We start from the raw sequence: 20,108 nt of genomic DNA on the forward strand, positions 1-20,108 counted from the left end.
ATTTCCAAGTAAATCAAGAAAGAACAAGCCTTCCTCGAAACAGGAAGGCTTGCTTTTTGCTATGACATATTCTTCAAATCTCCAACGGCCCAAAAACGGGCAATGGGATCCCTTTGCTATCTGCAACGTTAACCGTCGGATTAAAGCCGGCTCCATGCCGCAATAGCCCGACCGCAGAAACCGGTTCCTCGAAACGAAGCTCTATGCTCCTACCATCCTGTGAGACGGCGGCCTTGACCGGCACTGGAACGTCATCCGCCTCGACCGAGAACCCGTACACCCTGTCCGAATCGTGCAATTTCCCATGCGCCCCTTCGATCTCCAGCCTTAATAGGGTACGTTCCTCGTTCCAGCGCATAACGCCCGGCCTCGGCCCCGTCTCATATGCCTGCCGGCCGTAAGCGATCCTAAGCGCTTGCCAAGCCATTCGGCGACCGATCTCCTTCATCGATTCCGTACCGACATGAATGATATCCGACAACGTCGCGTCGACTGTCGGCACCATCGCGGCCGGAGCGAGCGCTTCTTCCGCCAGCCGTTGCTCCTCCTGGACGGCGTTCCACCACGAGGAATTCGCATCCATAAAATGAACGGTCGACAGCTGCGCGTAAACGAAAGGAAGAGCGGAATCTCTGAGATCTTCTCTTAAAGAAGCGACCCAGGTTCGAAGGCGTTCCGCGTATAGCGGCGCATCTCGTTCGTTGGCTTCCGCTTCTCCTTGATACCAGAGACAGCCTTTCACGCGGCCGCCGAGCTTGCGCACTCTTCTCAGCAGTGCCCCGTATAAGGTCGATCCCGATTCATCCATCCGAACCGGCCCCCAATCGGCCATCGAGGATCCCCCATAGGCGCACACGATCAGCCCGACCGGGACTCCTTCATGGCGGCGGACTTCCTTCGCGAAGGCCAGCCCCAACCCGGCGCCGATGCTCCTGTTCCGTCTCTCACAGACGACTGTCGTTCCGAGTTCTTCCTCCGGCACTCTCCAGTGGACGGGATCGAGAGATTCGTTAAACCAATGCAAAGGCTCCTCGGCGATCCCCCACCGGTCGCCCATGTAATAGCAGCAGATACCGTCTTCCGGTTGTTCAACGCCGACCAGCTTGCCGCAGCCTTCCATGTTCGATTGTCCGGCGAGAACCCATAAATCTCCGACGTGGACGGCCTCGACGCATAGGCTCTCCCGCTCCACCTCCCCGTCCCGGACAAACAACTCCATCCGGTAGGAACCCGTCGGTACTCGCTCGAACCCTCCTGCAATCCATATTCCTTCTCGGGTCCCCACTGACACCCGCTCTAACCGCGCAGTGACCAACGTTTCTTCTCGAATCCCCGTCGACAACGTTCCTTCCCGATTTACGATAGCTCGACCGATCGCTTCGCCATCCTCGGCAAGCAACCTCGCCTCGATCGTTCCTCCGAATTCGGATGAGATTCTCACCGCGAAAGGAATATCCGCTGCCCCTTCGCAATCGCGCTGATAAACGCAATGAGCGGAAGGCTCCAGCACCGTAATCATTCGGATCCCCTCCTTTCTCCTCTACCGGAAACCGGAAGGTCCCCTAGTCCAACATTGTAACGACCGGGTTCCACAATGTAGCGTCATAATAGTTGTTGCCGTTTCGATTAACGATAAAATAAAGCCGATCCCCCGCGTTTACGGAAACTTGAAAGTCATGGCTCACCCCGGAGTCGGTATCCGATCCGTCGATCGCGTTGGGGCCCCATAAGACGTCGTTCCCTTTTTTCACGGTTACGTTCACGCCGTCTCCTCCGGATCCGCCCATCCTCGCGGTTCCGGTCACGACGATCGTGCCCGACGTAGGAGCGACCCATGTCCGGACGGAATCGTAAGCGTCGGGATGCTGCGTCCCGGCTCCGATCAGCACGTAAGGCTGACTGCCTTTCCAGACGCCGCCATTGGCTTGATAGTCGGTCATATCCGTATACGAGCTTCCGTTCCATTCCTGATAACGCCATTGATTCGTTCCCTGCGAATCCGAAAAACCGGCGGAAGCGACGTAAGGCGTACCATAGACGATGGAAGGATCCCAATTCGTCACATCGTAGTAGGAGTTACCCCGCTTGTTCACGTTAAAATAGAGAGCCTCTCCCTTCTTGACGTTGAGCACGATATCGTGGGACAGACCGACGTTATCGTTGCCGTCGAGCGTATAGGGCCCCCATACCTCGCTTTCCAGGAAAGGATACGCGCCGCTCCGTTTGATGCGGACGACGACTCCGTCGCCTCCTTGACCGGACTGTCCAAGCGCGACTTTGCCGGAGACGACGACCGTGCCGTCCCTAGGAGCGATCCATTTGCGCACCGCGTTATACGTCTCTCCAGGGGACATCCAGTTCCCCGCGATCAGCGCGTAATCCTCGTTGCCCTTCCATCTGAGGTTCGAAGAATCCCAATTCATATTCGTCAAATACATGTAGTCGCCGCCGTACGATGCATATTGCTGCAGATAGGCCCAGTTGGCCTGGCCTTGCGACGAAGATAAATCCGTCGACGCCCGAAAGCGATGCGGAATCGTCGTCGGCGCGGGAGCGGACGGTCCGCCCGGCTGCAGAGCCGCGGTCGCGTACCCCGACGCATTGCCGTCGCCGTCTACGGTGCGGATGCGGTACGTGTCGCCGATGTCGCCGTCGACAATGAAATCGTAAGTGCCCTTCGACACTTTGTCGATAACGACTCCGTTTCTTTCGATCTCGTAGTAGGAGATCCAACGGTCGTCCGCTCCGGCCGTCCAACTAAGCTCCACGCCGAAGCGATCCATATTGTAGGCGGTTTTCTTGACCGCGCCGCTTGGCGCGGACGGCGCCGTATTGTCCGTTCCCGATCCCGGATAATCCGTCACATTGAACAGGATCGTCTCGCCCGGCTGAAGATTCGCGATCGTCACGCCGTTCGTTTTCCAGTAATCGCCGGTCGCGGTCTGCGGCACGCAGCCTCCCAGATAACAACCCAGCGAATAGCTTTCCGTATCGATCAGCCCTTTAGGATAAATGGTGACGTTCTCTCCGAAGTAAGGCGTATAGGAGCTGAACTGGATCATTGCCTTCGATTGGTTACCGTTCGTCTTTTGCAGCAGGTGAGTCGAATCCTTCCCATCCGACGCCGTAGGCCGGAACACTTTGACCCAGCGCCCGCTTAAGCCTTGAGCGTCCAAATACCGGCCGAATTCGTAATGCCGCCGCGTATTTTCCCGAATCTCCGGGTCTTTCGGATCGTACGTGTTGAAGTCGGTGGCGATGTCCGGCATCGATCCTGGCCAACTGAGCTTGTCGATGGGCAGCTTTAAGGACTGATAGTAACTCGCGTAATGGCGGGCGTTCCCGTCCGTCACCTGCTGGGTATCGGAGAAGCGCACCGCCTCCATCAGCAACGTCTCGCCTCCGGAAGAGCAACCGTTGATCCAAGCTAGCGGATTCGCGTCTTTGAACGCCTTCAACAGGTAAAAAAAGTTTTCCGATTGCTTCAACATATCGTTGTCGCTTCCTGCGACCTTCCAAGACGGCATGCCGTCGTAACGCCACTGGAAAGGCCCCAAGTCAGCCTGCATCTCGTTGGCTTTGTTCAGGATCCAGGAAAAAACGTCGGGATTAGCCAAGTTCAGATGCAGACCGTAGAATCCGACCCCGTCCCCGGCAGCAACCCAATCCGGATGCTCGTTCACGACCCGCGATCCGTAATCCGCTTGCCAGAGCGGGGACCACAGCTTCAAGAGCATGCCGCTTTTTTTCAAAAAATCGCTCGTTTTCTTCAAATCGTCGCTCTCGATCGCCTCGTCCCAATCGCCTTTGTTGCTGTACCAATCGGCATCGATATGAACGGTATGCCCTCCGATGTACCGATTGTAGTTGATCGATTCGAAGGCGCTCGGCATCTGCGGGCTGATGCGCCATTGCCAGGTTCCCCCGCCTTGCCGGAAATCGTTGCGCGTGTAATCCCACAGATAGCGATACGTGTAATCCCCGATCGTATTGCCCATATCGTCCAGATCGCCTTGGAACACGCCCATCGTCGTCTTCGGGGATGCAATCGATTGGCCGTTCGCGACCTCATAGTTCGTTACGCTGGCGTACCCGCTCAGGTTGATCCTCGTGCCGAAGTTCCCGACCTGTGCCACCCAGTGGCCGTTATAATCGAAGGAAAGCCAGATCCCCTCGGAAGAAGCCCGGTTTCGGAGCACGAACAAGGTGTCGTAGACGGCTGTTCCCTGCTCGTAGCTTCCCAATCCGAACTCGTAATGCCCGTCCACCATCGTCACTTCCGGATAATCGTACGAATCGAACGTGCGCGCATAGGCCGACGTCATCGGGACCGTTTTCAACATTCCTGAACCGGTAAAGTTGCCGCCCCCCGTCAAGTATTGCAGGTCGACATCGATGAGATCGTTCTGCATGACGCGTTGCTTAAACATAAAAGGCGAAGAGACGTTAAGGGCTCCGCCGGATACGTTCTTGAACTCCGACCACTCCTTGATCGTTCCCGTAGAGGGGAAAACGACGTAATGGCGAATGATTTGCAAAACCGAATTATGGAAGACGATCCGCAGCTCCAGCTCGCCTTGGGACAGCACTTCGGTCGAATGGGAATCGTACGTCCACCCTCCCGCAGATCCGTTATACGTCGCGCCTCCCGCTTCGATCTGAAATTCGTCCGAATTTTGCGCGCCTTGGACGTACTCTTTGCCGGTGAGCTTGTTTTGAAAGCTGACGAGCAGGAATCGGCCGCTGCCGTCGAGCTGCAGCTTCTTCTCGACCGAGTCCGTTCCGAGCGTCCAGATCCGGTTAGCCGCGTCGAATTGCACGTAGGCGTCTCCGGAAGTATTCGCAAATACCCGCCGATCCGCATTCCACTGCATCAGAAGAAGCAAGGCGACGGCGATTCCCGCCGCTTTGATCCCGAGTCGGTAAATCGGACTTTTCGTTCGCAAGTTCATTCCCCCACATTCATAGGATGTTGAAGCTACTCCTTCACGCTCCCTAGCACGATGCCGGACATGAAATATTTCTGCAAGAACGGATACACGAGAAGAATCGGAAGCGTGGCCATGAAGATTTGCGCCGCTTTTACCGTGCGGTCGGAAATCTGGTTCAACAGCTTCGCCTGCACCGGATCGATGGAAGCGAATGAGGACGTATTCAGCTTGACGACGACGGTCTGTAGATAGCTTTGTAAGGGATACTTATCTGGAGAGTTCATCAGGATCATCCCGTCGAACCAGGAGTTCCAATGCATGACGATCGTAAACAGAGCTACCGTCGCAAGCGCCGGAGTCGACAACGGGACGAAAATCCGGAACAGGATTTTGACGTGGTTCGCACCGTCTACGAAAGCCGCCTCCTCCAGCCCCTTCGGCAATCCCCGGAAGAAGTTCAACAGCAAGATGCAATTGAACACCTGCACGGCCCCAGGCAGTATCAATGCCCAGATCGTATCCAGTATTCCGGTCGCCTTGATCGTCATGTACCACGGAATCAACCCTCCGTTAAAGAGAATCGTGAACACAAACGCCCAAGCATACAGAGTTCTTCCGGGAAAAGCTCTAGACTCCTTCGACAGCGGGTAGGCGACCAGTAACGTCATCAGTAAGCTAATGGCCGTCCCTAGAACGACTCGTCCGATCGAGATGCCGAACGCCGTAAAAAATTCGTGGCGCAAAAACACGAAACGGTACGAATCGAGGTTCAATCCGACCGGCCACAGCTTGACTAGCCCGGCCGCTGCCGCCGATTTGTTGCTTAACGATAAGGAAAGCATATTGACGAAAGGAAGCAGCGATAGGATCGAAAACAAACCCAATACGCCGTAATTGAACGCGTTAAACGCTTTTCTAGAAAAAGATAATCTACCAACCATGTTTCTGCACCGCTCTCTAGAAAATTCGATAGTTGGCTATTCGGTAGGCCAAAAAGTAAGAAACCGAAATAAAGAGGAAGGAAATGACGGATTTAAACAAGCCGACCGCCGTCGCGACCCCGTACTGCGTATCCACGATGCCGATCCGGTACAAGAACGTATCCAGAATGTCGGCCGTGGAGTAAACTTGCGGACTGTATAAATTAAAAATCTGGTCGAATCCCGCGTTCAAGACGTTCCCCAAGCTTAAGGTCGCGACCAGCACGATAATTGGCAGCATGGACGGCAGCGTAACGTTAATCGTTTGTTTCCACCGGTTCGCTCCGTCGATGACCGCGGCTTCGTAGAGCGATGGATTCGCGTTCGTGATCGCCGCCAGAAACACGATCGTGTTGAATCCGATTTCCTTCCACAGATCGGAGACGACGGCCGTGAACCGAAACCATCCCGGGTCCCCTAGGAAAAAGATCGGTTTTAATCCGAGCGCTTGCAAAAATCCGTTCACGATTCCTTCGGAAGGCGAGAGAATGTCAATCAGAATGCCGCCGAGCAGCACCCAAGATAGAAAATAAGGTAAATAGACGATCGTCTGAACAGCCCTCTTGAACGCCCTTATCCGAATCTCGTTCAGCAGAAGCGCCAAAACGATAGGAGCCGAGAGGTTCAGAACGATTTTCATAGCCGCGATGACGACCGTATTCAGCAACACTTGCTTCGTGTCCGGCAGCTCCCAGACATACTTGAAATTGTCCAGTCCGACGAAGGGGGAATGGAAGATCCCCTTGGAAGGCATAAACTTCTCGAAAGCCAAGTAAATCCCGGCGATCGGACCGTAGCTGTAGATCAAGAGCAGGACCAATGGCGGAATCAGCATGACGTGAAGCGGCAGAAGCCGCATGGCTTTTGGCGATAGCATTCCTTTCTCCTCCAAGCTTGCCTGTCCGGTTAGGAGGAAAGAGGCCACGCCCCTCTCCCCACCCGGATATCGTTACTTCGTCGATTCGTACCAGGCGTTGACTTCCTGCGTAATCGTATCGCCGCCGAGTTTCTTCCAATCCGCGACGAATTGGTCGAATGCGTCTACCGGAACGGCGCCCATGATGATTTTCGAATACATTTCCAGCTGCAATTTATCGAGCGTCGATTGCTTCTGGACCATCGTATCCGTCTTGGAACCGAAGAATTGGTCGGAGATACCTAGCCTCTGGGAATCGTAATAATCCAAGATGCTCAGAGCCGTGTCCTTCGGTCCTGCCCACTTCGCGTTGCCGTAGGAAGCCGGATCTTTGTTTTCCATGAACCGGTTATAGATGTCGTAGTTGCTTTTCACCTGCAGGTTTTTCAATGCGTCTTGATCGTTGTTTTCCAGCGCGGCTTTGACTCCGCGATAGATTCCGATATTCTGGCCGGGATCGGACATGTACACGGCGGCCAGCCTCCAGCGGATGTAGCCTTCCGGATTCGGATCGGGCTGATGGAAATCGTCGTCGTAGCCTCCCGTATCCCATCCGTACTCTTTGTCGACGTAGTAGTTCGCCAGCTTGATGAGCGCTTCGGGATGCTTGGAGCCCTTCTTGAACGCCGTGTAGCCGTTGACGGACTCCGGATTCACGCCCGTTCCGATGGACGGGATCGCCGGCTTATCGTCGGCGGAGACGATTGGGTAAGGCTTCCATTCGGCGCTCGGATCCTGCTTGAAAGAATCCGGCAACGGATAGAAGGCATTCCAATGCTGACCATAAAATAGGCCGATCTTGCCGGAGACGACGGATTCGTTGACCTTCGTGGCGTCCTTCACGCCGAATTCCGCGTCGATCTGGCCGGCCAGGAACATTTCCTGGAGCTTGCCGAGCGCCTGTTTCATCTCCGGTTGAACGCCACCGTAGACCAGCTTGCCTTCCTCGTCTTCCAGCCAGAGATTGCGGTAAGCATGATACCCTTCGAAAAACCCGTTCAGGTCGTACAGGCCTCCGCCGTAGACGTCTTTGGCCAGCCCGATTCCGAACGTATCCTTCTTGCCGTTTCCGTCCGGATCCCGATTTGCGAACGCATCGCTGATGTTCAGGATGTCCTCCATCGTCTTCGGCTCGGGCAATTGCAGCTTGTCCAGCCAGTCCTTGCGGAGCCAGATCATGGAGGCTGCATCCAAGCTGGACGCCACGTATGGGAGAGCGAGCACTTTGCCGTCGAACGTGCTTGTCTTTAAAGCCAGACCGTCGTTCACGGCCAAAAACTTCTTGAGCTGCGGCGAAGCGTATTTCTCGATCACTTCGGTTAAATCTTCCGCCATGTCGTTGTCTACGAGCTGCTTTAATTGCTTGGAGTTGACCGGGATAATATCCGGCAGATCATTGGACGCGATGCTGACGTTCAGTTTCTGTTCCCCCGGACCTCCGGGTTCGTCCCCGACGACCGACCAATTGACCTTCATCTCAATGCCCAGATCTTTAAGATATCCATCCAACCAAACGTTCTTATCCGCCGTTTCTCCAGGTACGAACTTGTCCGAAGCATTGAAGATTTTAACCGTGGATAGCTTGATCGGAGGATCGTATTTGCCGAACGGATCGACGTTCTCCTCGGACGCTGCGGAAGACGGTTGCGCCGTTTCTGCGGCTTGTCCTTCGGACTGCGAGACTTTCTCCGGATTCGAGTTAGAGCAAGCCGTGACCGTCGCGAGCAACGCGGCAAGCGCGATGGCGGTCGCTTTGTTTTTCATGCTGCCTTTCATGGTTCGAACTCCCCTTTTCCATGATGAGTATGGCGGCTAGCCGACTTACAAGTCTCATTATAGAAAACAAATTTCCTGCTAGATACACAACTCTTTTTACATTTACGGTTTTATCTTTACTTATCGGCAATCCCTTGAAGGGAAAGGCCTCCCGGGCACCGAAGAGTAAAAAGCAAACAGCCATCACGACAAACAGGGTGAATAATATATGGGAAATATCACTAAACAATGGGCGATTCCAATCTATATGAAGCTCATTCTGACGTTCCTTACCATTCTTACGCCGCTATTCGGCTTAAGCCTGGCCATGAACGAATACGGCTCTTCGAGCGTGCGAACCGAAATCACGAGATCGATGCAATCCAAAGTACATTTCTACAATAAATCCCTCGAAAACGAGTTTTCGAGAATCATCCGCATAATAAAAGAGTTTACCAGCTACGAGGACCTGGATTATTTGAGCCACCGCAGCGAAATCATGGGCGTCTTCGAGAAGCGGACTCGGATCCAGGACATCCAGAAAGAGCTGATCTTTATCAAAAGCTCCAGCCACCTCATCTTGTCCGCGGAAGTTCATGTCACCTCCATCGACCGAACGATCTCCGACGGTGGATACGATTCGATTCCGCGGGACCGGTTCGACGCGCTGAACATCGTAACCAATATTTACGAATCCCCGTTCATTCATTGGGAAGACCGGCTCTTTATCAGCCTCCCTTTCCCCATCACGCCGAACAATCTACAGCCGGATTTCGTCGTGGACGTGGAAATCGACAAGGAAAAGCTTAGGCAGGATTTTCTCGAGTTTACCGATTCGGCGAGCGGCAACGTCGTCTGGACGGATCAGGAGAGAGATTGGGAAATTTCCGCCCAAGAGAGCGGCTCCCTCGGCATGGCCGCGCAACTAAGCGACGAAGCCGGCGTGCGGTCTATCGTAGGGCAAGGAAGGAATTACCTCGTCGCGTACGAAAAATCCGGCGTTCTCGGCACGACCTTGATGATGTACGAAGACGAGAAAACCCTTCTCGGGCCCCTAAGGCTTCATCGTATCGGGTTCTGGCTACTATCCGGCCTATCGCTTCTCTTGATCGTTGGCGTTTCCTTCACGGTCTATCGACTCATTCGCCAACCTCTGAAAACGCTGATTCGGGGTTTCCGCAAAATCGAACAGGGAGATTTGAACGTGTCTTTTGAATATCGGGGGCACGACGAATTCAAGTATTTGTACGGGCAATTCAACGCGATGACCCGCAATCTCCAGCAGTTGATCGACGAAGCATTCGCCCAGAAGTACCGGGCCCAGAACGCCGAATTGCGCCAGCTTCAATCGCAGATCAATCCGCACTTCCTATACAACAGCCTGTTTATTCTCAATCGGTTGGCCAAAAAAAGCCGCGACCAGACGCAGATCGATTTTACGAAGTATTTATCGGACTATTTCCATTTCATGACGCGCAATTCGAGCAACGAAGTGACCTTGGCGGAGGAGGTTCGCCATGCGAGGAATTACGTCGAAATCCAAACAATCCGGTTCGCCGGCCATATCGAAACCCGGTTCGATCCGCTCCCGGACGAATGGGTCTCGATCCGGGTGCCCCGCCTCATTCTCCAGCCGATCGTCGAAAATGCTTATAAATACGCTCTAGAGCAGCACGAACGCGGAGGGAAACTGCGGGTGGCATTCGAACATATCGACGGGGACGCGGTCATCCGCGTCGAGGATAACGGCGAGCGGATCGGTCCGCAAGACATCCATCGATTGCGACAAAGGCTGAACGATTTCAACATTTCGCAAGAGACGACAGGGCTAGTGAATCTGCATCGCCGGCTGGTCTACCGCTTTGGACCCCACTACGGAATCGCATTATCCGGAGGCACGGAAGCCGGACTATCGGTTTCCGTGCGCTTGCCGATGAACAACGAAACGATCGAGAAAACGGAGGGGTAACGTCTATGTATCGCGTACTGGTAGTCGATAACGAACCGATCATTGTGGACGGTCTGGTTGACCTGTTCGCCGAAGCCGAAGATCTCGACTTGGAAATCTTCAAAGCCGAATCGGCACAGGAGGCGCTGGTCTTGCTTCAAGAAAACGCAATGGACGTCGTCTTCGCCGATATCCATATGCCCGGCATGGACGGTCTTGAACTGCAGAGGCGAATCGCCGAACGTTGGCCGCGCTGCAGGGTCATTTTTCTGACGGGCTTTAACGATTTCGAATACGTCCAGACCGCATTGCGCAACGGCGGCGCCGACTATATTCTGAAGACCGAAAGCGACGATCGGATCTTGGAAGCGTTAAGGTCCGCTCTCGACGGCTTGCGGTCGTTCGACGAACAGCATCGCTACTTGTCGGACGCCAAGCGCAGCATGGAGATGGCTCTTCCGTTACTGCAAAGAGAGCGGATTGTTAGCTTGTTGGACGGAGAAATCGCGGCGGAGCAATCCGGATTGGACGAGCTGGGAACCACGCTCAGAGCGGACTCCGCCGTGCTGCTGATCGTCGGAAGAATCGACGAAGGCTGGACGTCCTTCTCCGCCTCCGACCGAATGCTTCTGATGTACGCGGCCCACAATATTGCCCAGGAGTACTGCTCTGATAGTGTGATATTCCACATCCTCTACGATCACACGAAATTCGTCTGGATGTCGCAGCCGAAGAACGATAAAGCACAAGAAGAAGCTTGGAGCGGGGTGCTTAACCCTTTACACGAAAAGCTGGACTCGATCCAGACGACCTGCAGGGGTCTGTTGAAGCTGTCGCTTTCGTTCGCCGCGGCTTCGGCTCCTTGCCCTTGGAACGAAGTCCCCGTTGTTTTCTCCCGTTTGACCGATCTACTTCGGGGCGGGCTAGGGCTCGGTAAGGAAGCGCTGTTGACCGACGACTCCGCTTCCCTTCTTCCTCGTTCGAAAACTTCGGACGCTTTCCGGCTTCAACGCGGGCATTTAAACCTCCTGGAGCAATATTTGGAGAGCGGGGACGGAGAACGGTTCGCGGACCTGTGCCGCGCGGTGCTGCAAGGGGCGACTCCCGACTATTTGTCTTACGCAGAAGCCTATTACGGCGTCTTGTCGGTCGTTCTGGGCTTCGCCAAGAGGTTGAATCCGGACAAGGAGTCGGTCAATCGGCTTGATTTGGAAGAGTTGATGCGCATTGATCTTCAACCGACTTGGGAAGCTGCCGCAGTGCGGTTCGAGACCGCTGCGAGCCGGCTGGCGATGGAACGGAGGACGGAGCAAGACGAAAACACGCATTTTCTCATCGAACGCCTGCACCAGCATATCCGGGAATCATTGGATCAAGATCTGTCCTTGAACCGGTTGTCGGAGGTCGTCCATTTGAATCCCTCCTATCTCTCGCGGCTGTACAAACAGATCGAAGGACGGGGGCTGACGGAATACATCGCGAACCGCAGAATAGAACGGGCCATGGAGCTTCTCGCGCGAACGCCCTTGAAAATCCATGAGATCGCGGTCCGCGTCGGCTTGGAGTCCGGCTATTTCATCAAGCTGTTCAAGCGCACGTCAAAAATGACCCCTCAGGAATTCCGTGAGAAGCATCAGAGGTCTTTTTCGGATTAAACATCGTAACAACTCGTTATATCGGCCGAATGTTTCTCTTATCGACGGCAATTGGCACGCACTTATCCGCCACATTTCCCATTCGACTTCCATAGGAACCTCTGACGTTATTCGGCGGATCGGCTCGATTGCTCCCGCTTTCGAGCAATCCGGTCATTAACCAACAAAATAACACCGTTGCCACATTTTTACTTAAGAGATACCTTTGGATATAGGGGTTGTCCCCTATATTACGGAGTACGGGAGGTAGTATCGATGGATGCAGAAGAAGTAGTAGAAGGACTGGAAGCGAATGCGGAAGTTGAAGCGGTTGCCGAGGCTGCAGAGGAAGCGGCTCAAGAGGCAGCTGTCGAAGAAGCCGTAGCCGAGGCGGCTCAAGAAGAGGAAGCAAGCGCGGAGCAGGACGAAGCGGTTGCGGAAGCGTCTGAGGAGTCCGAAGAGGAAGCCGTTGCCGTGATTTCCGCTGTAGCGGAGGAAGAGGCCGTTGCTGAGGCGGACGCCGAAGAAGCCGTTGCCGAAGAGGCTTCCGAGGAGCAAGCCGTTGCGGAAGCCGAGGCGGACGAGCCTGCGCTGGCCGAAGTCGCCGCGCACGAAAGCGAAGCTTCCGATTCGGAAGAACAGTAATTATCCATATCTGATCGCTACAACGATCTAGGGGCTTATCTGCGCGAGTATCGCACCGCTTGCGCTGGCAAGCCCCTTGTTCACGCGTAAAGGTTCAAGCGCGGTTGCGCATGAAAGCGCGAAGCGCCCATTTGCGCTCGTGCCGTTTCATGTACTTGGGCAAGGCGCGGTACAGTTGGCGACACTCCCCGAACGCTTCTGCGGCTTCCGCCGATTTGCCAAGATCGGCATAGATCGTCCCCAATCGGTAATAGGCTTCGCAAGAGGACGAATTCACTTCTTTGAACTGCTGCAAGTATTGAATCGCACGACCCGGGTCCGTCTTGGCCAGCGCCTCGGCAAGCTTCAAGTAAGGCTGGCCGTATTTGACCTTTGGACTGATGGACAGCGCCCGCTTCATCGCCCGTTCGCCTTCCTCCAGCCGTCCGAGCGCCAGCTCGCATGTTCCCAGATCGCTCCAATACTCCGCCGAATGCTCCATCCGCTGTTCAATACCCTGTAAAATATCCCGAGCCCGGACGTGTTTTCCGCTCTCGATCAGCAGTCTGGCGAGCTCGGATTTAACCGATAGATCATGAGGACTCATTTCCTGCTGCTTTCTCAGTTTGCCGATCGAGCTGCGCCTGCGCAGCGGCTTGACCAAGCTGGGGGATAAGCCGACAAACCGTCTCTCCAGCGCATAAATCACGAGGAGCAGCACGATAATCGCGATAAACGGATTGCCGAACAGCCAGGTCAAACCGAAGAATAGCAAAATTTTGCTCATAATCAAGCCTCATCTCCCTCTCACCCGACGGGTTCAATCGCGATGGTGGCTGACTTGATGCGAACGACTAGGCATTATCGATTCCCGCAGCCGCTTCGTCGGCGGCTTTGTGCAGATCGGCGGCCGGATATCCCGAGCCTGTCGGCAGCTTCTTGAATGCCCACCAGCGAATGCGCAGCGATGCGCCCGAAGCGGCGCCGGCCAGCTTCATGCCGATTCGGAAACTGCCCTTGTCCGGATAGATGAGCGTTCCGAAGCTGATGTTCGGCAGCTCCGCTTCATACTCCGTATCTTTAAATACGTCGGTCGCGCCGAAATAGACCTTCGAACCGCCCGAACCGAGCGGAGCTTGCGAATCCGGAATCTCCTCCAGCCCGACGACGACCGTTACGTCCCCTTCGCCCAACCCGTGACGAATTTCTTCAGTCACATAGTTGCGCTTGCCGCGCAAGAAGAAACGCATGCCCTGCTTGGCTTGCGCGTCAAGCGGCACTTCCACGACGCCCGTAGCCATCTCGTCCTGGATCGTCTGAGGCTTGGGGATGCCCAGCTTAAAGTCGAAGGCGTTCTGTTCCGGATGATACACAACATCCAGCTCCGGCTTGCTGCCGTATTCGAGATCGTACGCTCTCGCCTCTGCATAGAAACGGTGAAGAGAAGAAGCCTTTCCGCTGCGGGACATCCTGTTAGCCAGAGAGGCGTTCGGAATATATTCGCCGAACGGAACCCGCTCCACCTGCTCGATCATATAGGTCGGCCCAAGCTGCAGCAGTCCGATTTTCGCCAAGCAGACATCCTGATCGGCATAGCCCTCTACCGCTTGGTCCAGAGAGCGCTCGTACCATACTTTCATAATGCGCTCTTCTACCGGCTGGGAGATGATGTCGACCGAGTGCCGAACCGTGTGGTCGATCGGTACGCGATTGTCTCCAAGCAGCAGCTCGACGGAGCCGGCGTTTAGCGTCAGTCTGCCGGTCGTTCCCGGACGATCCTGCACCTTGACGCTATAGCTTAAACGGTATTCCGTATCCTGCTTGTCGCCGGGTTCGAGAAACTTGACGATATTGCCGTCCTTGCCGAGAGAGTCGAAGCCGTCCGCTTCGTACGCCAAGGAGAGGGAGACGCGGGGAGCTTGCAGCGTTTTTTCCACGACAAGGGTCACATCGACGACTTCGCCCGGATTGGCGAACTTGGGCATTCTCTGAGTGACGCGAACGTCTTTGTCCTGATAGATCGTCACAATATCTTCAAGCAGGCTGTTATGCTCGAACGAATGAGGCGCGGGCGCTTCTTCCTTCACATACAGCCGATAGCTTTCCAGAAAACGGTTATACTCGCTCATCTCCTCGCCGCGCACGGAAGAGTTGCCGACCGAGTGAACGGGCTCGCGGCCTTTTTCGTCGTAGGCGACGTACAGATAGACGTTTTTCTTGTATTCGTTGTTCGTGAATCCGTCGATCATCGACAGCTTCAGCGTTACGGGAGCCGAGATCACGATCTCGCGGCCGAGGTAGTCGAGCGCTACGCCCATCTCCACGGTAATCGTCTTGTCGTCCACCGCCACGACTTGCATTCCGGCCACGACGCCGCTTCCGAACAGCAGCCGATTGAGCAATCTCCTCTTGTCGTTAAAGTAAATCTGCTCCGATTCGAAATCCCGTACGGTCAACAGCTTTCCGTAAAAATATCTGTTCCTCTCAAATGGAAACATTCTCGCCTTTTTCACCGGAACCCCTCCTTAAATGATGCGATCAAACATGTGGCGTCCCGCGTCCACGGTTTGTCGCCAAAACGGTGCGATCATTCGGGTGGCGCTCCGCGTCCGCGGTTTGTCGCCACATCGGTGCGATCATTCGAGCGACGCTCCGCGTTCGCGGTTTGTCGCCACATCGGTGCAGCCTCATTCCAACTCCGAATCCATTCCGAGCCTCGTATGAGCGTCCATCCTGCCGTCCATATCCTGATCTACAATCAACGTATCGTTCGGCATGCTTCTCTCCGGTCTTAGCGTGAACAGCGACGGCTCGGCCAGTACCGTGTTGACGCCCAAATACGTCTGCAGATCGAGATACATCCAAGGCTCCAGCCAGACCAGCCGCACTTCCGTATACGCCGGCTTGTGCTCCTCGATAAGGCTGCGAAGCAGTACGCGCTCCTTCTCCGAAGGAGCCTGGCTCTGATCGAGCAGCACCGTAAACGTATACGGATTGTCTCCTCCGTAGAGCCTGTCCATCAAGCGTCTCAGCTCGGCGTTGTCCCTCATCGCCTTGTACTGGAACGCCTCGACGATAATCGGCGGCCGGCCGGTAAACGTCTCGACGAGCTTGGAGATGCCTCGCCTTGTCCCTCTGTAGCGATAAAGCTCCGGAGCGGCGCGAATGAGCGCTCTCATCTTGTCGTCGCGCCAGTGTACATCGCTGTCCAGCCCAAGCCAGGACGCAAGCCAGCGCAGTTGCCCGCCCTGGGCCCGCTCGCTGTCAAACCAGGCGGCCATGCCGTCAATCTGCTCCTCTACGCTGTCGTAGAGAGTACCGAACAGCGACAAGTACCTTTCCAGAAAATCGCGACTGCTCTCTTCCTCCTGGTAGACTGCGGGCAAATACGACAAAAGCGTCTCTCGAGGAAAATAGACGCGAAGACGGCGCAGCTGCGGCGTCTGTCTGTCGCTTCCGATCCAATCGATTTTCAGCCACAGATACCTGCCCTGCGCCCCGAAAAACAAAGCGTCCGTCGGGTTAACGATCGGAGCGGACCAATAGGGCGCCATCCCCGCAAGTTTGTCGCGGAATGAATGCTGCTCATCGGCGATCCAATCGTCTACCTTCCACACGGTCCCTTGAATTAGCAGAAACTCGGAGTCGGAGCTGTAATACGACACTCGTATTTGCGTCCCGTCGGGAATGTCCGCGTCCAGCGCGAATTTGTGCCACACGGTCTCCGCTTCCGAGCTGTCGAACGCCTTGGACAGCCATATGCCTTCCGGAAGCGCGCTTCCTTCCCACCCCATCGTCTGCGGCTGCAGCTCAAGCACCGTTACCGTGCTTTCCTCTCCGTTCCAGACGTACATTCGGTCGCGCGCGTCAACGATGATGGCTCCCGCTTTGCCCCGAAATCCGGAAATTCTATCCTGATGCTCCCCGTTGCCGCTGAAGCGCACGATAAAGCGGTCGTCCTCCCCGTCCTCACCAATCTCCCGGGAGTCTCCGATGTAGATCATATTGCGGGAATCGACGCCGAGACCGGCAAAATATTGCGGAGGCATTAAAAAGCGTTCCAAGCGGCGTTCCCCATCGGTTCTGGCGAGAATATACAGCGCGCAGGTCAACGTCTCCAGCACGAAGGCATCCCCTTGCGGCGTAACGGAGAGAAACTGGGTCCCTCGCCACTGATCCGTCTCTGCAGGCAGCTTCGCCGTGAACTTGTCGTTGGTGTAGACGTCGGCGATCACGCCCGACATCGTCAGCCTGATCAGCGCAAGCTGCCTGAAACCGAGGGAGTCGACCGCATTCGGGTCATCCACGGGTTGACGCGTCGTCAGGACATGCAGCCCCCATTCGTCCGAGGCCAGCGCCAACGGATGGAACGGAATGCCGTCCAGCTCGTGTCCGGCCCTGCGAAAACGCAGCTGCCCGTTAGCCATGTCGAAGGCGGAAATCGACGGTTCTCCAGCGGCATCGGCGACAAACAGCGTATCCCCCGTAATCGCCAGATTGGCAGACGCCGTAAACAGATGGTGCCCCGGCACAAACAGTCGCTCGTGATGCCGGCTGCCTCGGTCGTACGTCCATAGATCCCCTTCCGCGTTGAGAAATACGAGCCGTCCTTGAGAATGAACGGCGAAGGCGGTCACATCGCCGACGCCTTCAAGCTGAGAGAGATGAAGCGTCTCGAGAACTCCGTATTTCTCCCCCCGCTTGATGGCAATTTCTTCTCCCAGATCCAGATTGCGTTCGACCCCGCGGCGAGCCCAATGCTCCGGCCGATTCAGCGAGAAGTACGTCGCTGCGCCCTGCATGATCTCCCCTCCTTCGTCTTCGCGATTGTCATAGCTGCGAGCTGCTGATCAGCTCGATCCGGTGCGCTCCCGAGAACACGATTCCCGTCTCCGGCAGCTCCAGATCGCCGCCCGCGCTTTTCCGAACGGCTTTGCCCGCCGCGTCCAGCCACAAATCCTGAACGTAGGCCACGCCTTTGACCCGGCTGATCGCTCCGTAAATATCGCCCTTGTGAACCGTCCTGCCGAACGGCCAGCCCTGAACGCCGCCAGGCTTGTCATGCGGCGCCAGCAACCGATTGAGCGCGGCTACGATCCGATGTCCCTCTTCCATAAAATGCGGCTCTACCACGACAACCGCATGCACCGTCACTTTCACATAATCCGGCGCCACAACGTGAACCTCCGTCGTGATTAGCCTTCTGTCGTCCAGATGCTTTGCCACCGTCTCCAGGAAACCCGTGCTTGGCACCGGCGTATCACCCAAACCTTGCGGCACGACGACGACGGTCACCGCGCCTTCCGCTGCCTGACCTCTGCCCGGCGCATAGTTCGGGATGACATGCACTCGCGACACTTTCAGGCCCGGCGTGTCCATCACGATCCGCGCATAATCTTCGCTGGTAACGGCGCAATAAGGAACCTGCCACTGCGCCCGGGCGCGCTCCACGCATTCTTCCAGCGTCTCGGCCTCCGCCCCGCCGAAGCCGTAGTCCAAATTGTCCGCGGTCAGCAGCAGCTCGTCCTGCTCCTCCAGCACCCAACGGTTCAGCAGTCCCGGCTTGATGTTGCCGCGTTCGCCGCCGCCGAATTCGCACACCATTACGCATAGGTTCGGTTCCTCGGCAAACGACGGGATCGCGCCGCGCTCGTCATTGCCGAACGCCAACTCCCCCGTCTCCGGATCGAACGTATAGTGTCGATCAAGCGGGCCGGAGCGGTCGAAATGATCTACCGGCTCCCAGTCCTCCCATACAAGCCGTCCGTCTTTGCCGCAAGGCACGCCCACCTGGATGCGCAGCCCGTCCTGACGCTTCACGGGCAGATCGTACAGTCGCAGCTTCTGATGCGGAAGCCCGTTGCTTCTCCCGATCCAGCGAAGTTCTGCAAAATCCTCCGCAGAGTGAATGCGCCGGATGTTGCCGACGCCTTGGCCCGGAACGGCCCCTCTTACCCCGTTTCCGAACCGCACCGTCGTTCCGCCTCTGCGTCTGGCAGCCCGTTCGACGACATACACCTCGCCGTCTGCGTCGTCCGAATCGAAATCCGCGACTTCGCGCCATTCCCGCCAGCAGCCGTCGGCATCCCGCACCTGTACGCGCAACTGCCCGTAGCGCGCCAGCAAGCTGTCCGCTTCGATCGTCTGATTCGGTTCTCCGCTGCCATCGAATACGACCTGCTCGCTCCTCGTATCGCGCTGGCGCAGTCTGGCCGTATTCAGCAGCACCTGGTCGATTCGCGGCGGAAGCTCGTAGCCGGCTTCCTCCAGCACGCAGCAAATCCAGTAGCGCGGACGATCCGCCGCCGGATGGACGATCACCGGCCGCATCGGCGATAAGACCCTGAAAGTAATTCGTCCGCTGCTCATCAAGTGAAACGTGCCGTCCTCGATCAGCTCCAACGGCTGCCAGGAGTTGCCGTTGTCCTCGTCTTTGCCGTATGACTTCCAGGAGACGCGGGCGGACGGAACGACGCCTTCCGCTCTCGACTCCTCTCCGTCCGCCAGCTTGACGTAAATGGACAGCGTCTCTCCCGCTTCAAGCTCGGAGTCGAACGCGATATACAGCCGACTGCCCGCTTCGGCTTCGCGACCGAACGCATAGAAGGCGACATTGCCTCGCTCGTTGGACGCCGATCTGTCGCTTGTCTCCTTCTCTGTACGCGTAACGATCCGCTCAATCTCCAGCGGCAGCAGCTTGACGGGTTCGACCGTCTCGAACACCTGGTCCTCGGCCTGAAGCTTCGTTCCGGCAGGAAGCTGTACCGGCACGCGCACATTGCCGAACGTCACATCCGCTTCGGCCTGCGAAGCCTCGTACGGAACGACGCCGAGCAGATCCAGAAATTTGCGCACGTTGCGTTCCGGCACGCGGCTCAAATAATACTGCTGCATTTCGCTCAGCCAAGCGAACAGCTCCAGAAACGTGACGCCGGGATCGTGCGCGTTCTCGTCCGTCCATTCCGGCAATCGCCGCGGAATACCGCGGCGGGCGTCCTGAACGATGTTGTCGAACGTGCGATCGTCGAGCGGAATTCTGGGTAGCATCGGATTCCCTCCTTTCGGCTAATATTGGGGATTGAACTTTTTACGGCGCCCCCATTTGCACACATGAGTTTACGCCCTATGAAGAGACTTCCGCGAGGGAAGTTAGTCGGAAAATCGTACAAAGCATTTCAGATCAGACCTAAACGGCAGGCGTTTGTTCGAAAAATCATACAAAGTAACCCGGATCAGGCCTAAACGACGGACGTTTATTCGAAAAATCGTACAAAGCGACTACAATCAAGGGTTATATGTCACTAAAGCGTCTTCGATGAT

At 56.0% G+C, this 20,108-nt stretch carries 12 protein-coding genes; 3 read left to right on the top strand and 9 right to left on the bottom strand.

Annotated features, from left to right (window positions below; translation table 11 throughout):
* Nucleotides 1-73: 73 nt before the first annotated feature.
* From DFP98_RS15065 to DFP98_RS15085, 5 genes are all read right to left on the bottom strand, one after another.
* A complete protein-coding gene (locus DFP98_RS15065) occupies nt 74-1,519 on the bottom strand; it encodes a sialate O-acetylesterase (RefSeq protein ID WP_116061437.1) in 1,446 nt (481 codons plus the stop codon).
* A gap of 43 nt (nt 1,520-1,562) precedes the next feature.
* Nucleotides 1,563-4,946, bottom strand: coding sequence for an alpha-amylase family protein (locus DFP98_RS15070; protein WP_147310198.1), 3,384 nt, complete (start codon nt 4,944-4,946; stop codon nt 1,563-1,565).
* A gap of 32 nt (nt 4,947-4,978) precedes the next feature.
* Nucleotides 4,979-5,872, bottom strand: coding sequence for a carbohydrate ABC transporter permease (locus DFP98_RS15075; protein WP_116061439.1), 894 nt, complete (start codon nt 5,870-5,872; stop codon nt 4,979-4,981).
* A 16-nt stretch (nt 5,873-5,888) separates the two neighbouring features.
* Entirely contained in the window at nt 5,889-6,788 is a 900-nt protein-coding gene (locus DFP98_RS15080; RefSeq protein ID WP_116061440.1) for an ABC transporter permease, read from the bottom strand.
* Between the two features lie 72 nt (nt 6,789-6,860).
* The gene (locus DFP98_RS15085) at nt 6,861-8,603 is read right to left on the bottom strand and encodes an extracellular solute-binding protein (RefSeq protein WP_116061441.1); all 1,743 of its coding nucleotides are present in this window, start codon (nt 8,601-8,603) and stop codon (nt 6,861-6,863) included.
* Between the two features lie 208 nt (nt 8,604-8,811).
* Here DFP98_RS15085 and DFP98_RS15090 point away from each other — a divergent pair, with 208 nt between their 5' ends.
* The 3 genes from DFP98_RS15090 to DFP98_RS15100 all read left to right on the top strand — a co-directional run bounded on the left by DFP98_RS15090 (nt 8,812) and on the right by DFP98_RS15100 (nt 12,809).
* The gene (locus tag DFP98_RS15090) at nt 8,812-10,551 is read left to right on the top strand and encodes a sensor histidine kinase (protein ID WP_116061442.1); all 1,740 of its coding nucleotides are present in this window, start codon (nt 8,812-8,814) and stop codon (nt 10,549-10,551) included.
* Nucleotides 10,552-10,556: 5 nt separating this feature from the next.
* The gene (locus DFP98_RS15095) at nt 10,557-12,185 is read left to right on the top strand and encodes a response regulator (protein ID WP_116061443.1); all 1,629 of its coding nucleotides are present in this window, start codon (nt 10,557-10,559) and stop codon (nt 12,183-12,185) included.
* A gap of 255 nt (nt 12,186-12,440) precedes the next feature.
* Nucleotides 12,441-12,809 carry a hypothetical protein gene (locus DFP98_RS15100; protein ID WP_116061444.1) on the top strand — a complete coding sequence of 123 codons (369 nt, stop codon included), beginning with the start codon at nt 12,441-12,443 and terminating at the stop codon, nt 12,807-12,809.
* A 94-nt stretch (nt 12,810-12,903) separates the two neighbouring features.
* On the opposite strand, the gene DFP98_RS15105 is transcribed toward DFP98_RS15100, so the two are convergent.
* The 4 genes from DFP98_RS15105 to DFP98_RS15120 form a co-directional block, all read right to left on the bottom strand.
* Nucleotides 12,904-13,575: a tetratricopeptide repeat protein gene (locus DFP98_RS15105; RefSeq protein WP_116061445.1), complete on the bottom strand. Its 672-nt coding sequence runs from the start codon at nt 13,573-13,575 to the stop codon at nt 12,904-12,906.
* Nucleotides 13,576-13,642: 67 nt separating this feature from the next.
* The gene (locus DFP98_RS15110; RefSeq protein WP_116061446.1) at nt 13,643-15,301 is read right to left on the bottom strand and encodes a hypothetical protein; all 1,659 of its coding nucleotides are present in this window, start codon (nt 15,299-15,301) and stop codon (nt 13,643-13,645) included.
* Nucleotides 15,302-15,475: 174 nt separating this feature from the next.
* Nucleotides 15,476-17,590: a phage tail protein gene (locus DFP98_RS15115; protein ID WP_116061447.1), complete on the bottom strand. Its 2,115-nt coding sequence runs from the start codon at nt 17,588-17,590 to the stop codon at nt 15,476-15,478.
* A gap of 28 nt (nt 17,591-17,618) precedes the next feature.
* The gene (locus tag DFP98_RS15120) at nt 17,619-19,835 is read right to left on the bottom strand and encodes a putative baseplate assembly protein (RefSeq protein WP_116061448.1); all 2,217 of its coding nucleotides are present in this window, start codon (nt 19,833-19,835) and stop codon (nt 17,619-17,621) included.
* Nucleotides 19,836-20,108 lie beyond the last annotated feature (273 nt).

The sequence above is a fragment of the Cohnella phaseoli genome (genome assembly GCF_003386235.1).
GTDB lineage: Bacteria > Bacillota > Bacilli > Paenibacillales > Paenibacillaceae > Cohnella > Cohnella phaseoli.